Raw genomic sequence first — 14,588 nt, 5'->3', positions numbered from 1 at the left:
CGCCAACACGCGTGCTTTGAATGGAACGATCGCTCCGGCGGCCCGGTGATCGTGGACGTTATCCGACAAAGAGTGTCACGCACTGACATCAACAATGGCTGACGAATTCGAGGGATACACTGTCAACGACATCACGTATTGCGTCGATCCAGCGACCGACAAGTTCTTCCCCGTGCGCATTGTGAAGATTGGCCGTAAGTTCGCCGACGTTGAGTCCATTAATCCGCAACTGACCAACGATGTCACGGTTGACTTTGAGACGGACAAGAAGAATCGCCGATTCTTGCGACCGCAACTTCCGCGACACGCCCGTTTCGGAGGCTGCGAAGAGAGAATCGTTAACACCGAGCGCAATTCGGGACAAGAACTGCGACTGCTGCCGTTCCATTACGGAACCTACACTGGTGGCAAGATAAAGGAACTGCATAAAGATTACCCGGAACTATGGCCGCTACCGACCGGTCTAGTTTACGAGCGTTGGTTTAAAGACTCGGACGGGTAATCGTCGGATAACAAAAAAATGCATCCGAGTCGGCGAATCCGGGCGTTTCGACAATGGTAGAACAACCGCGCCGACCGGGTTATCGCAGTCGTTCGCTGCTTAGGATCGCGTGTCCTGGGAAGGAGATCAACTTGCCCTAAGTTGCATCGATCCGATCGTCAATTCTAAAAGCCATGACCAAGAAAGGTTCAAATCCTGCCAACAGTCGCCTTCGCGCCACGATTTGAACCTTTTGTCCTCCCCACAAATAGTGGGAAAACCAATCGCGGCCCCCCGCAATGCGCCGGCTTGGATTTTGGCGACTGATCGAGGATAATGATGCTTGGATTGGTGACGCGATTGCGTCGCCTCCGATCTTCCTGTGCGGGGTAGTTAGCGATTCTATGAAATTTATCGAGATGACCGGCGGAACGCTGATTGGCGCTCTGCACGAAGACGAACTGAGCCCCGACGAACTGGCGAAGGCCGGCGTTAACGAAACGACGATCGTTCGCATCAATCAACAAGGGGATATCGAAGTACGTCGCCCAGAAGGGTGGGATATCATCGGCGGGTTGATCGGCGACTACGAAAAGCGGATGCAGAAGGCGAGCGGGCTCGGCTGGGCGTAGCTTGGCGAGAGCTGAACGCTTAGGCAAACTTTGCTTCTTGGCGCAATCCGAACACGATTCTCGAATTTCTTCCGGTTAAATCAACTTTCCGGCTTCGATTCCGCTGCACGCTTCTTCGACAGCGACGAGAAATCCCATAAAATGCCGGTTCAGTCTACCCAAGCTTCCTGGCCGTAAGGTTGCGCAGCTTGGTTAAAACAGTTAACACCAGTACGCCGATCTAACTCTATATATCCTGCCAGCGCCAACTCCCGACGGCGCCCGGTATTTGGTCTTTCCCTTACTGCGGAGGCGATAGCCGCGTGACAACCGAATCTGCTGGTTCGTTTTCCCCCCCGACATCAACCGTCGTTGATCGACTGCGTTATCGGGCGGAACATCAGGGCCCGCAAGTCGCTTATGCCTATCTCGTTGACGGGGAAGACGAGAAACTCGAGATGACCTATGCGCAGCTCGATCTGGCGGCTCGTGCGCTGGCGGCTCGCATGCAAGCGCTCAACATGCAGGGTGAGCGCGCGCTGCTGTTGTTTGCGCCCGGCATGGAGTTTATTACCGCATTTTACGCCTGCTTATACGCCGGCGCCGTGGCAGTTCCGGCTTATCCGCCGCGCCGCAACCGCAACATGGTGCGCATCCAGGCGATCGCCGATGACGCCCAAGCGAAAATTGCGCTGACGACCAGCGACGTGCTGGATCGCGTGACGCCGATGCTGGATGAGACGCCTCACTTGAAGCAGATCCATTGGCTGGCGACCGACAGCGAAAAGCTGGTCGAAGCCGATCAGTGGCGCATGCCCGACATTGACGAAAAGACGCTCGCCTTTTTGCAATACACGTCCGGCTCGACCGGCACCCCCAAAGGGGTCATGCTGTCGCACAGCAATATGATGCACAATTCGGCGTTGATCTCGTACGCCTTTGAGCATACTCGCAGTATGCGGGCAGTTTTCTGGCTGCCGATGTATCACGACATGGGTCTAATCGGCGGCGTGCTGCAACCGATGCAGATCGGGCAGCCGACGATCTTGATGTCACCGATGGCGTTTCTGCAGCAACCGTTTCGTTGGTTGCGAGCGATCACCAAAAGTCAGGCGACCGTCAGCGGCGGTCCCAACTTTGCGTACGAATTGTGCGTCAATAAGATCACTTCAGAGCAAAAAGACAAGCTCGATCTTTCTAGTTGGGAACTCGCGTTCAACGGCGCCGAGCCGATCAAACCCGAAACGCTCGACCGCTTTACCGAGGCGTTTGAACCATGCGGTTTCCGTCGCGAAGCGTTTTATCCTTGCTACGGCATGGCCGAAGCGACCCTGATCATCTCGGGCGGTCTGAAAAAGAGCCCTCCCGTCATCCGTACGGTGGACGGCGATGTCCTGGATCAAGGATTGGTCGTCGACGCGGACCCAGACGAAGCGGGCGCACGCCCGATTGTTGGCTGTGGAAACTGTCTGCCTGACCAAGAGATTTTGATCGTCGATCCCGAAACGATGCTCCAGCAGCCCTTCAACAAAGTGGGCGAAATCTGGATTGCTGGACCGAGCATCGCCAAAGGTTATTGGCGGAACGAAGAAGATACGCAGCGTTGTTTTCGCGCCCATTTGGCCGACACCAACGCCGGCCCCTATCTGCGAACCGGCGATCTCGGCTTCATGCAGGATGGGGAGCTATTCGTCACCGGCCGCCTGAAAGACTTGATCATCGTCCGCGGCGTGAATCGGTACCCGCAAGATATCGAAGCGACGGTCTGCGCTTCGCACGAGCTGCTCGAAAATTCAACAGCCGCCGCATTTTCCGCCGAAATCGCGGGCAAAGAGCGGTTAGTCGTCATTGCCGAAGCGCCGCGACTGCGTCAAAAAGACTACGGCCAGATCATCAGCGCGATCCGTAAGGAAGTTGCGTTGGAGCATGAAATGGCGGTCGACGGCGTCGCTTTGATTCGCCGCGGCTCGATCCCCAAAACGTCTAGCGGCAAGATTCAGCGTCACGCATGCCGCAATCACTTTTTGCAAAACGTGTTGTCGATTGTCGATCGCTGGGTCAGTTGGGACGAAGCCCATCTGCTGGATGAAGTCCGCAAAGTGCGGCTTCGTCGCTCGCAATTGGAGTTGGCTCGAGCCGACGCCGAGGGAATGGCGGTATCCGATCCCGAACTACGCGATCGCACGACGCAGCTGGTGCTGGAAAAAATTCATACCGTCGCAAAAGAACGCGCGACGAATCTAGATCTGAATACCGACTTGCTGGCGATCGGACTCGATTCGCTCGAGCGGATGGAAATCATCGCATCGATCGAAGACGCCTACGGCGTTCAGTTTCCGGATCATATCTTGCCGACGCTCAAGACGTGCCGCGAAGTTTCGGAAGCGGTCGAGATCTATCTCGGCGGCGAACCCCGTTCGCAAGCGATTGCCGACGACGTCCCGGCCGAAATGTACAGCTTCTCGGCGTTGCCTGAATATCGCCAGGTAAAACAGACGTCGGATGAATTGGAAGCGTTGGGAATGCCGAACCCTTATTTCCAGTCGCACGACAAAGCGACCGGCAACATGACCACCATCAACGGCGTCGAATTGGTCAATTTCGCCGGATACAACTATCTTGGCCTGGCCCAACATCCACGCGTTTGCGAAGCGGCCAAACAAGCGATCGATCAATATGGCGCCAGCGTATCGGCCAGTCGTCTCGTCTCTGGCGAACGCCCAATTCACGCCGAGCTAGAACAGGCGATCGCGAATTGGGTAGGCGTCGACGCCGCCGTGGCGATGTTAGGAGGGCATGCGACCAACGAAACGACGATCGGGCACCTGGTTCGAACCGGCGATCTGGTTCTGCATGACTCGTTGGCCCATAACAGCATCATCCAAGGCGCTAGTCTGAGCGGCGCACGTCGTCGTCCCTTTCCGCACAACGATTGGGAAGAGCTGGACCAGATCCTGCACGATATCCGCCGCGACTACCGCCGCGTTTTGATCGTCACCGAAGGGGTCTTTGGGATGGAAGGGGATTTCCCCGACTTGCCCCGTTTTATTGAGATCAAAAAACGTCACAAAGCGTGGCTGATGGTCGACGAAGCGCATTCGATCGGCACGATGGGCGCCACCGGCCGCGGTATCGCCGAGCATTACAAAGTGGAGCCCGGCGACGTTGATATCTGGATGGGCACGCTCAGCAAAGCGTTGGGAAGCTGCGGCGGCTACATCGCCGGCAGCGCAGACCTGGTCGAGTACCTGAAATATACGGCGCCCGGTTTTGTCTTCAGCGTCGGCATGCCTCCCTCGAGCGCGGCGGCCGCTTTAGAAGCGCTGAAAATCCTTGCTGAAGAGCCGCAGCGAGTCACTTCGTTGCATCGCAACGCCGAGGTGTTCCTGCGGATCGCACGTCAGGCGGGTCTCGACACCGGCCGCAGTCGGCAGACGCCGATCGTACCGGTGATTCTGGGAGACTCGATGATGACGATGTTCGTCGCCCAGCGAATGCTGCTGCAAGGAATCAACGTCCGCCCGATCATCTACCCGGCGGTGGACGAATCGGCGGCGCGGTTGCGTTTCTTTATCAACTCGGAGCATACCGAGGCTCAGATTCGCAGCACGATCAACATCCTGCGTCAGTTGTGCGAAGACATTCGCAGCGAAGACTCGGACTTCTTAAGCAACGGCGGCGCCAACGTTTCGGCGTAGGCGATTCGGGCGATGGTAAAAAATTGCTTACCGCGCAGCAAAAAAGGACGGCCCATTGGCCGTCCTTTTTCATTGGATCTTACTGTCGCTATCGCTTAACGATGGAAGGTGAACCCGAAGCCGACGCCGCTCATGAAGAGCGACTGCTGTTGATCACCGCTCGATGCGTAAGGGTTACGACCGACGCCGCGTCCCATATAGATCGTGTTCCAGTTGATGTCGATCGCGATTTCACGAGTCAGGTAATAGGCGGCGCCAATCGTCCACTCGCCGCCGACCACGCCGGTTGAGTAGGTGTCATCCTGGTTCATGCGATAGACCCAGTTGTTACCGGCCATGACTTGAGCTTCGCCATACAATTTCCAATGACCGCGATGCGTGTACACCCGACCGCCCAACTGCCCCAGCAACATGTTGTTTTCCATGGCCAGCTCGTTGTCGATCGCGAGGATACGCCCCGAGATTGGAAAGGTAAAGTAGCTGACTCGCAGCGATTGATCTTTGAATTGGAAGTAGCGAACGCCGATCATCGGTTCAAACCAACAGCCGCTATGGTACTGATCCAAACGCCAGACCTTGTTCAATCCGACACTGATGGTCGAACCAACATTGCGTTCGGCGACTTGCGGGCCATCGATGTGCAAGGTCGACAGCAACCAGCCGTGACCTTCGTCCGACATCCAGCCGGCGTCAATCTTGTTGCCCCAGGTAACATCCCCTTGGCTATTGTCAGGGGCCGCTTCACCGCGGGTGACATTCACATAGAAGCGGTGATAGTCAAAGAAGGGGCCGGTCTTGGGATCGACTCCATCCTGACCATAGACTTCGGTGATCGGCGGAGCGAACCACTGGAAGTCGTAGTCTTCTACCGGCACATCCGTAAACGGCTGGTAGAAACCGGAATAACTTTGGTCGTACTGGGCAAATGCTGTCGACGCCGCTAGCGAATACGCTACGACGAGGAGTCCCCAGAGCATTTTTCGGTTCATCAACATGTTCCGGTTATACCTTGTAAAGTGCTTCAGCGCTCGAGGGCTTGCCTGCCGCAATTTGATCGGAAAAATCCTGCTGTGCCGGTAGTATCGGAATTCCCGTTGACGCGAGTTCAGTAAGATTGCCTTTCTCTACCGAAAAACCGTCGCAATCGGCAGACTCGCTCTCCACACAGGGAAACACGGGATAGATGGGAAAAATGAGTCAACTTTAACCCCGACAGCAGCTCATTCGTTGAGCCTGCCGCCGGTCGGTCCTATATTGAAGAAGGTAATTCTTATCCTCCTCGGAGATTGCGATGTCCGCCCGATCCTACTTTTCTCTCCTTCTCGCGCTAATCTTCCAGTTCACCACCGCACTGCTAGCGGCCCGAGCTGCGGAGACGCCTGAAAAAACGCCGGAGGAAAAGTCGAGTCCGACATTTCTTCGCATTCACGAAGACGCCAACGGCGTTCCGCAAGCGTTGCAGACGGCAATCGTCCGATATGTCGATCCCCAAAAGCCCGATGTCTATGTCGACCTGGTCGGCGCCGTTCATATCGGCGAACAGGCGTACTACGACGAACTGAATAAAGAATTCAAAAACTACGACGCGCTCCTCTACGAGATCGTCGCTCCCAAAGGAACGCGAATCCCTAAAGGGGGTCCCAAAAAGAACGGCAGCGCCGTGAGCGGACTGCAAAACGGCATGAAAGACTTGCTGGGGCTTGAGTTTCAGCTAGAGCAGGTCGACTACACGCCTGAGAATTTCGTCCATGCTGATATGAGCCCCACCGAAATGGCGGCGGACATGGAAGAGCGGGGAGACGGCTTCTTGCAGATGTTCGCTCGTTTGATGGGTGCTGGTCTCGTCCAGCAGACCAAAGGGGAAGATATGAACACAGCGATGCTGCTGGCGCTGCTGGCCGATGATCGTCAGGTCCGGATGAAACGGATCTTCGCCTCGCAAATGGACGACATGGAAGGCCAGATGCGAGCGATCGAAGGAAAGAACGGCTCGACCCTGATCTCGCAGCGAAATGCGAAGGCGTTCGAGGTGCTGCGCGAGCAATTGGATGCTGGCAAAAAGAAAATCGGCGTCTTTTATGGCGCGGGACACTTCGCCGATATGCATCGCCGGTTGGTCGAAGATTTTAGAATGCAGCCCCAGTCAACGCGTTGGCTCGATGCTTGGGACCTGACCAAGTAGTCGACCTAGTCGCCTGACGGTCAACGTCGCTAGCAAGCACCCCAGGCAGCGGCGGTTTACAGGACGATGCGGCTTTCTATACTGGCCGATTACTTTCCGAGACGCCAGCCGAAGGATCGGACCTATTCACTTCAAGGAGGCAATGCGCGTGCCGCTTCTCGCGATCAATCAACTTACAACGTTTCGCTGGTCTTTTGAAATGGACGCTCGGCGACTGGCCGAGGCCGGAATCCCAGGCGTGCACGTCTGGCGACAGAAGTTGGTTGACTACGGCGTCGAAAAAGGCGCCCACCTGCTGGAAGAATATGGCCTGAAACCGGTCGCGCTAAGCTGGGCCGGCGGTTTCACCGGCAGCGATGGGCGGACTTTTGCCGACGCACTGAGCGACGGCAAGCTGGCGATCGAACAAGCGGCCGAACTGCAAGCGCCGATCGTCGTCGTCCACAGCGGCTCTCGCGGTGGTCACACCGTCAATCACGCGCGCCGCTTATTTCTGTCAGCGCTGGGTGAACTGCTGCCGCTGGCCGAAGAACATGACATTCAGCTCGCCGTCGAACCGATGCACCCCGCCGCAGGCGCCGAGTGGACCTTTCTACAATCGCTCGCCGATGCGATCGAGCTGACCAAGAAGTTGGAAAGCGACCATCTCAAGATCGTCGCCGACGTCTACCAACTATTCGGCGAAAAGAATCTGATCGAGCAATTGAAGCAAGCGACTCCTTACCTGGCGCTGGTCCAGCTAGCCGACGCCGACGAAGCGCCGATGGGCGAACCTGATCGCCGCCCCCTCGGCTCAGGCAAACTACCGCTGCGGGAGATTGTCACGGCGCTGCAATCGGCTGGGTACGAGGGAGCATTCGATGTCGAGTTGATGGGGCTCGAAATTGAGAATACCGACTACGACCAATTGATCTCCCAAACTCGCGGTTACTTCAACGACATCGTCGGAGCGACGACCACTCCTCAGTCGCAACCGCTGAAATAGATCGGCGCGTTTCAAACATGGCTCTAAGCGTCTGCCCTCGGCGCAAGTCGAGGAGTCGAGGCATAACTCCCACTTTGCTCATGAAATCGCTGCCGTAGGGTTGAGTAACGCCGCGCACGCAATTCTACCAATTGCAAGTCCGCCGCTGTTTCGCTTTTCTGATGAAGGCTTTCACCCGTTCAATGGCGAATTTCAACCGATGAACCGTTGGGCTCAAGCTGGTATTCGTTAGTCGCAGCGTAATCTTGCTTCGATTTGACAGACTATTGGTCCGTGTTGGAGGAAACGGAGAGGAGAGAGGATTGAGAAAGCCGGAGAATGCAACTAAAGTAGTTCTGCGGCTCGTTTTCCGTCTTCGGAGTAGCGAGCCTTCTCGTCCGTATCTATCGGCGCCTCACACAACATCCTCTATCGATGTCCCACCAACCTTCCAATGGAGAACAGCCCATGAATTCTTTCGATGCTTCGCGTCGAACTTTTCTGAAGACGACCGCCGCAGGCGTTGCCGCGACCTCCCTCGCCGTGCAAGCCCATCGATCGCAAGCTGCCGACGCTAACTCAAAACTTCGGATCGGCTTTGTTGGCGTCGGCGGACGCGGCTTCGGCGCGCATGTGAAGAGCCTTTCGGCTCTCGCGAAAGAAGGATCCAATATCGAATTGGTCGCCGTTTGCGACGTTTACGAACACAATCGCAATCGCGCGGCCGACTACATCGAAAAAGAGAACGGCGGCAAGGTCGCGCGCTACGTCGACTTTCGCGACATGTACGAGAAAGAAAACCTGGATGCGGTGAGCATCGGTACGCCCGACCATTGGCATGCGATTCAGGCCATCGAAGCGATGAAGGGCGGCATGCACGTCTATTGCGAAAAGCCGATGGTCAAGCAAGTCGAAGAAGCGATCGAACTGGTCAGCGTCTGGAAAGACTCTGGCAAAGTGATGCAGGTCGGCGTGCAGGGAACCAGTCTGCCGATCTGGGACGCCGCTCGCGAGAAGATTGACGCAGGCCTGCTAGGCAAAGTGCTGATGTATCAGACCGAGTACTTCCGCAACTCGGACATCGGCCAATGGCGTTACTATAAACTGTCGAAAGAGATGACTCCCAAGACGATCGACTGGAAGCGTTTTCTAGGGGTCGATGAAGGCCTGGCCGAAGATCAACCGTTCGATCGCGCCGTGTTCGCTCAGTGGCGTCGCTTCTGGCAGTTCGGCAGCGGCATGTTCACTGACTTGTTCGTCCACCGCACGACGCAGATGATGAAAGCGACCGGACTGCGGTTCCCGGCTCGGGTTACCGGCAGCGGCGGCTTGTACTTGGAATACGACGGCCGCGAAGTGCCGGATGTCGCGACGGTGGTCGCGGAGTTCAACGAAGGTTGCCAAGGCCTGGTCACCGCGACGATGGCCGCTTCGGAGACTCCGATTTCGCAACTGGTCCGCGGTCACAACGGCTCGATCGTCTTTGATCGCCCCGACACTTCCGGAGAATTCACGTTCGTTCCCGAACGTCCGCAGGTCACGCACATCAGCCCGACCGAACTCCCTTACGAAAAGCAGATCATCAAGAGCGAAAAGGAAGCGCCCAAGGATCAAACCAAAGCGCACTTCGAGAACTGGATCACCGCGATCCAAGAGAACAAGCCGCAGTCGGTGAACAATCCGCCCGACTTGGGCGCTGCGGCGATCGTATTGGTGAATCTCGGCGCTCGCAGCCACCGTGAAGGCAAGATCTATCGCTTCGACGACGAGAAGATGACGGTCAGCGAAGCGGACGGCTCATGGTCGAAGAAGTGGGAGAAGATCTCCAAAGAGCGCGGCAAGCCCGAACATGTCCCCGGTTGGAAAGCCGGCGACACCGGCTCAACCATCAACGATCCCGACCACCAAAGTCTGGAAGGTCCCTGGATCAACGGCAAGGATCCTGCGAAGTAGAGTGAACCTGACTTAACTGCCGAAATAAAACGGCGTCCCTTGCGGGGCGCCGTTTTTTTGTTTGGCGTCGGCTTCTCTCACAAAATCAGCCGCACGGCCTTAGCCGCGGTTTCTGGCAGGAACCTATTGTCAACAGTAAATTGGAGACAAAAAACCGCGGCTAAGGCCGTGCGGCTGATGTCGATAAGCAGGAAACCGCTCCAGTCGGATGACTATTTTTCGGGAATGACTTCCAGACAAACCAACCGATCATCACCGCGGACGTACATCAAACCGTGCGACAAGATCGGCGCCGCCCAAGCGGGATATTTGAGTAGGGGACGCTCACGCTGGCCAGGCTTGGTTGCCTGCAGCAAGTTGACCTCCGACACCATCTCGTACTTCTCGGGGTTCGCTTTGATCAGCCGCAAGACGCCATCTTCGCTGAGACAGACGAAATGACCGTCGACGTATAACAGCGAAGATCGCGTGAGCCCGGCGACGCTCCATTGCACTTTGCCGGTCTTCCAATCGATGCAGCGCAGCTCGGCGTTGTTGCTGTGCCGACCGCTTGATCCGTACAAGTAACCCTGATGATGGATTGCGGTATTCCAGTGGGTCTGCATCGCCTTGTCCCGCTTTTTCTCATCATCTTGCCAGACGACGTCGTATCCGCCGGTCTTCACCTTTAACAGAGCGCTGCCGGGACCATACGTTTCGGAAATAAATACTTCGTCCCCCACAATCACCGGCGTGCTGGCGTTGACGCTGTCCCGAATTCTGGCGCGCCAGGGAAACTGGAAATCGATGACGCCGGTTTCTGGCTGAAAGGCCAGCAGCCCTGAGCGGGCGAACGCGAAAGCGTACGGTCGGTCGCCGATCTGGGCCCAATTGATGCCGGCGTAACTCGCCAGGTCGTCGCTAATGTGATAGACCACTTCACCAGTTCGCTTGTTCAAAGCGACCACGCAGCTATCTTTGCCGATGACGCGATCCAAATCAAAGCGGCCAAAATTGTGCGACTCCGGCGGACTGCCGCCGACCATCACCAATAGCAGGTCGCCATAGATCACCGGCGAGCTGCCGACGCCAAAAAAGTTTTGCACAACCGCGAACTTTTCGTTGAGATCGACCTTCCATAATAATTTCTGCGTCGATATCTGCAGGCAATGCAGTTTTCCCTCGGCGCCGTAGAGATAGACCCGATCCCCATCGACAATCGGCGATGTGCGCGGGCCATTGTTGTAGCCAAGCGAATCTTCGTAGGCGGTCGGATATTCAAACTTCCAGAGCAACTCGCCGGTCTCGGCGTGGAGGACGCTCAGTCGTTCGACATCGTCATACCGATCGAATTGAAAAAAGCGACCGCGGCTGACCGAACCAATCCCGTAGCTGGTCCCCAGTTCGCGCTGCCAAACAACGCGCGGTCCCGCAGCCGGCCAAGGTGTCGTCAAACCGGTCTCTGGCGACTTACTGTCGCGCGTTGGCCCCAAAAAGATCGGCCAGTCGCTGCCTGAGCGTCGCGTCGCCAGATCCGGCGGAAGCGTTTCGTTCCCTTGCACGGCGGATGGGGTGACGCAAATGAGAGCACCAAGCACGAAAGCCGCGAGTGCGGCGTTTTTTCTGTTTTTCATGGCAGGATAATTCGATAGGTAGGTCCATACGAAGCGAGAGATTGACTACCAGTCTACAATGTCATGCAGACGATTGCTGTCCCAGGTGCTCCCATGCCCGTTTTACGCGTCAACAACTCGATCCAGATTCCCTTGGCGGAATTGAAGTTTACCTTCTCACGCAGCAGCGGCCCCGGCGGCCAAAACGTGAACAAGGTCAACTCCAAGGCGATGCTGCGCTGGGCCTTTGACGAATCCGAGCATATCGACGATCGCGTGAAAGAACGCCTGCGAACTCGCTGGGGAGGGCGCATCAATAAAAACGGCGAGATCATTATCAGTGATGATAATAGCCGCGATCAACGAGCCAACATCGACAGTTGCCTAGAAAAGTTGCGCGTCATTTTGCTTGATTCGGCGGCGCGAGAGAAACCGCGTCGCGCCACGCGCCCCAGTCGCGGTTCTGTAGAACGGCGAATCACCAACAAGAAACAGCGGGGCGAAACGAAAAAAATGCGACGTCCGCCGGGCGCTCCGCCTGAATAAGTCGCGTCGAACCGCAACCGTTCATTCGCATTTCGTCGGGGGGGCACGTGCAGGCTCTATTAGCACTACCAATCGGCGGCAAGATCCGAGCATTCGATAAATTCGCGCCGCCTAGCTCAAAACACGCAGCGTGCGCTATAATTTGGCTATGGAAAATCCCGAGCATATCGACTCCATCTTAAATGATTGGCCCTTTGAAAACGGGCACCTTAGCGCGCGGATCGTGTCAGGCGACGACGGTCGTGATGTGGTTCAGATGCGAATCGAAATGGGGTTGATGCAAATGGAAGTCGACGGGCGTCCCGACGGGGGCGAGCCGTTTGGTTTTGTCACCTACGCCGACTACCTGCAACAGCGGATCGACGAGGATCCTGATTACATCCTGACCGACGGCGATTGCACCGAAATCGATCGGGAGTTCATCCAGTTCTATCACCGCCGGATTTGCTGGCTCGGTCTGCGAGAGTATCAACGGGCCGTACGTGACGCCGATCAAACTCTGCTGTTGATGGACATTTGCCGCGACCACTCGGACGATGACGAGTGGATCGACTCGCACGAACAGTTTCGCCCCTTCGTACTCTTCCATCGAATTCAAGCCGCCGCGCTGGCGACGCTCACTGACCTGACGCCGGAGCGCGCGATTGAAGTGATCAATCTCGGGCTGGAAGAAATGCGCGAAGTCTTCGCCGAATTCGAACTGGAAGACGAATACGATAACGACGAACTGGTCAAACGCTTGATCGAACTGCGCGAACAACTACGCAGCCAATACGAAGTCGGACAGACGCTGCAAGAACAACTGTCCGAAGCGGTCGCCCAAGAAGAATACGAACGCGCCGCCCAAATCCGCGATCGCATCTCGAAACGGGAACGGTAGTACAGGCCGACTGCTGACGCCGCGTCTACTCCGCCCGCAAGGCGAGCTTGCTCTATCGCTTACCGCGCGGAACCTCGAAGTCTTGCACCGAGTCATCTTGCGGCAAATCGCGTTCGATGACGATCTCGGGAAAGAGCGGATTTCCGTCACCCAAACCATCCGGCGACTTGCCGTCGTAGCCGACGATAACGACGCGATAGGGCCCTCCGACGACTCCTTTACCAGATTCAGTCACATATCGCCCTTGCGTAATTTTTACACTGGCGCCTGGTCCCGAGTTTCCGGCGGCGGTGTTGGGCTCAAAACTAATGTAGCCCAACTCCACCGGCTTGCCGTCAAAGGTGACCATGCCGGAACATTGGTAGGTGCGCAAGCTGGATGGATCCGAAAAACAGCCGACGCCAATCAAACAGGGAAAGAGGAGGGCGGCAAGAGATAATGTGTTTGCGTGAGAATTTCTCATTCCAATAAACTCGCTAGAGATAAAATGATGATGGATGCGCTCCGATTCCGCCGAATGATTCGTACGTGAAACGCCTGCCTTGCAGATTGACGAATCGTCGGTTTCCCACTAAAAGCTCGCGACAACCCCTTCATCGCGACTCCCCAACACGCGATGCGTTTCCAAGTCCATCGTCTGGCTCATGAATCGAACGGAACCATCCGCAAAATTCGCATTGCAGCCGCCGGGGTGAAAGCTGCCCATCGTTCCGTTTTGTGCGCCGCGATTCGAGAAAGCGGTGTCGATCTTCGATCCATCTTGGGCGAGCGAATTGATCTGCCAACGGGACGCGGTCATCACGCCGGCGACGGCGCCGCCAGCGTCCACGCTACGAACGCTCGACGCCCAGCCAAAATAGGCGTTGGGATAAGTGGAGGAGGCCGCCGCTCGTCCGCCTGGACGCAACTGATACTTCGTTTCGCCGACAAGATAGGTATTTGTCGATCCATCGAGGATATCGCGAAAGCTAATCCTGGAATCGACAAAGAGAATGCCTTCGGTAAAAAAGTAACGATCGGTCGCCGACGCGCAGATATCTGGCTTTTGCGTCGCGACGTTACCGATGGCCCCGCCCATGACTCCAAAGTAGGTGCTGTTGTTGGCGTCCGACGCCGAGTTCGGATCGCTGGGGCATTGATAAGCGGGATTGGGCGTCAAAAAAACCGCATGATTGGCCGCGGAACCATTCGGGTCATCCGTCGGACTATGATCGGTCATGCCGGTAAAACGCGAGCCCATTTCGACCCGCGAATGGAGATTGCCTTGTTCCAATTGCGGCAGAATCAGCACCGACCAAGGAGCGCCGTTATAAGCAGTGGAAGCGGGCCATCTGCACCAATTTGTCGGATAGGTCTCTCGCTTTGCCGACATTACGTTGCCTGGCGGAAAGACGCTGAACGTGTCGTGATAGTTATGCAGCGCCAGCCCCAACTGTTTCAACTTGTTGGTGCAACTCATGCGACGAGCCGCTTCGCGCGCTTGCTGGACCGCCGGCAAAAGCAAAGCGATCAATACGCCGATGATCGCGATGACCACCAATAACTCGACAAGCGTAAAACCGCGGCGTCGATATTGATCGCCTCGATTGAAATGAATATTCATGGCAAATTTCCTGCGAATAGGATGAGATGGAAAAGATGCGAGATAAGCTCTGCTGTTGATCTATGGAAATGGCGTTCG

At 56.3% G+C, this 14,588-nt stretch carries 12 protein-coding genes; 8 read left to right on the top strand and 4 right to left on the bottom strand.

Annotated features, from left to right (window positions below):
- The first annotated feature begins 94 nt into the window (after positions 1-94).
- From M4951_RS10240 to M4951_RS10230, 3 genes are all read left to right on the top strand, one after another.
- A complete protein-coding gene (locus M4951_RS10240; protein ID WP_262026388.1) occupies positions 95-502 on the top strand; it encodes a hypothetical protein in 408 nt (135 codons plus the stop codon).
- A 383-nt stretch (positions 503-885) separates the two neighbouring features.
- A complete protein-coding gene (locus tag M4951_RS10235; RefSeq protein WP_262026387.1) occupies positions 886-1,113 on the top strand; it encodes a hypothetical protein in 228 nt (75 codons plus the stop codon).
- A 302-nt stretch (positions 1,114-1,415) separates the two neighbouring features.
- Positions 1,416-4,790 (top strand): aminotransferase class I/II-fold pyridoxal phosphate-dependent enzyme, encoded by a 3,375-nt coding sequence (locus M4951_RS10230; protein ID WP_262026386.1) that lies wholly within the window; start codon positions 1,416-1,418, stop codon positions 4,788-4,790.
- 95 nt (positions 4,791-4,885) lie between these two features.
- Here the strand turns inward: M4951_RS10230 and M4951_RS10225 are convergent, their stop codons facing one another.
- On the bottom strand, positions 4,886-5,779 hold the full coding sequence (locus M4951_RS10225; protein WP_262026385.1) for a hypothetical protein: 894 nt from the start codon (positions 5,777-5,779) through the stop codon (positions 4,886-4,888).
- Between the two features lie 302 nt (positions 5,780-6,081).
- Between M4951_RS10225 and M4951_RS10220 the strand changes: the two genes are divergently transcribed.
- The 3 genes from M4951_RS10220 (at position 6,082) to M4951_RS10210 (ending at position 9,889) form a co-directional block, all read left to right on the top strand.
- Complete coding sequence (locus M4951_RS10220; protein ID WP_262026384.1) at positions 6,082-6,972, top strand: hypothetical protein; 891 nt, start codon at positions 6,082-6,084, stop codon at positions 6,970-6,972.
- Positions 6,973-7,114: 142 nt separating this feature from the next.
- Positions 7,115-7,957, top strand: a complete 843-nt coding sequence (locus M4951_RS10215) for a sugar phosphate isomerase/epimerase family protein (RefSeq protein ID WP_262026383.1) — start codon at positions 7,115-7,117, stop codon at positions 7,955-7,957.
- Positions 7,958-8,404: 447 nt separating this feature from the next.
- Positions 8,405-9,889, top strand: coding sequence for a Gfo/Idh/MocA family oxidoreductase (locus M4951_RS10210; protein WP_262026382.1), 1,485 nt, complete (start codon positions 8,405-8,407; stop codon positions 9,887-9,889).
- A 212-nt stretch (positions 9,890-10,101) separates the two neighbouring features.
- On the opposite strand, the gene M4951_RS10205 is transcribed toward M4951_RS10210, so the two are convergent.
- On the bottom strand, positions 10,102-11,502 hold the full coding sequence (locus tag M4951_RS10205; protein WP_262026381.1) for a PQQ-binding-like beta-propeller repeat protein: 1,401 nt from the start codon (positions 11,500-11,502) through the stop codon (positions 10,102-10,104).
- 93 nt (positions 11,503-11,595) lie between these two features.
- On the opposite strand from M4951_RS10205, the gene arfB reads away from it, so the two are divergent.
- Together arfB and M4951_RS10195 are read left to right on the top strand one after the other, a co-directional pair.
- A complete protein-coding gene (gene arfB / locus M4951_RS10200) occupies positions 11,596-12,027 on the top strand; it encodes an alternative ribosome rescue aminoacyl-tRNA hydrolase ArfB (protein WP_262026380.1) in 432 nt (143 codons plus the stop codon).
- Between the two features lie 223 nt (positions 12,028-12,250).
- Positions 12,251-12,907 carry a UvrB/UvrC motif-containing protein gene (locus M4951_RS10195; protein WP_262026379.1) on the top strand — a complete coding sequence of 219 codons (657 nt, stop codon included), beginning with the start codon at positions 12,251-12,253 and terminating at the stop codon, positions 12,905-12,907.
- Positions 12,908-12,959: 52 nt separating this feature from the next.
- Here M4951_RS10195 and M4951_RS10190 read toward each other — a convergent pair whose 3' ends face one another.
- Positions 12,960-13,370: a hypothetical protein gene (locus tag M4951_RS10190; protein WP_262026378.1), complete on the bottom strand. Its 411-nt coding sequence runs from the start codon at positions 13,368-13,370 to the stop codon at positions 12,960-12,962.
- Between the two features lie 108 nt (positions 13,371-13,478).
- Positions 13,479-14,510 carry a DUF1559 domain-containing protein gene (locus M4951_RS10185; RefSeq protein WP_262026377.1) on the bottom strand — a complete coding sequence of 344 codons (1,032 nt, stop codon included), beginning with the start codon at positions 14,508-14,510 and terminating at the stop codon, positions 13,479-13,481.
- Positions 14,511-14,588: the final 78 nt, after the last annotated feature.

This window comes from Blastopirellula sp. J2-11 (assembly GCF_024584705.1).
Taxonomy (GTDB): Bacteria; Planctomycetota; Planctomycetia; order Pirellulales; family Pirellulaceae; genus Blastopirellula.
This window is presented reverse-complemented; position numbering and strand designations above follow the sequence as displayed.

Coding starts and splice junctions, on each gene's coding strand:
- M4951_RS10205 (WP_262026381.1), bottom strand. CDS start 11,502: ATGAAAAACAGAAAAAACGCCGCACTCGCGGCTTTCGTGCTTGGTGCT.
- arfB (WP_262026380.1), top strand. CDS start 11,596: ATGCCCGTTTTACGCGTCAACAACTCGATCCAGATTCCCTTGGCGGAA.
- M4951_RS10240 (WP_262026388.1), top strand. CDS start 95: ATGGCTGACGAATTCGAGGGATACACTGTCAACGACATCACGTATTGC.
- M4951_RS10190 (WP_262026378.1), bottom strand. CDS start 13,370: ATGAGAAATTCTCACGCAAACACATTATCTCTTGCCGCCCTCCTCTTT.
- M4951_RS10215 (WP_262026383.1), top strand. CDS start 7,115: ATGCGCGTGCCGCTTCTCGCGATCAATCAACTTACAACGTTTCGCTGG.
- M4951_RS10220 (WP_262026384.1), top strand. CDS start 6,082: ATGTCCGCCCGATCCTACTTTTCTCTCCTTCTCGCGCTAATCTTCCAG.
- M4951_RS10235 (WP_262026387.1), top strand. CDS start 886: ATGAAATTTATCGAGATGACCGGCGGAACGCTGATTGGCGCTCTGCAC.
- M4951_RS10185 (WP_262026377.1), bottom strand. CDS start 14,510: ATGAATATTCATTTCAATCGAGGCGATCAATATCGACGCCGCGGTTTT.
- M4951_RS10225 (WP_262026385.1), bottom strand. CDS start 5,779: ATGAACCGAAAAATGCTCTGGGGACTCCTCGTCGTAGCGTATTCGCTA.
- M4951_RS10210 (WP_262026382.1), top strand. CDS start 8,405: ATGAATTCTTTCGATGCTTCGCGTCGAACTTTTCTGAAGACGACCGCC.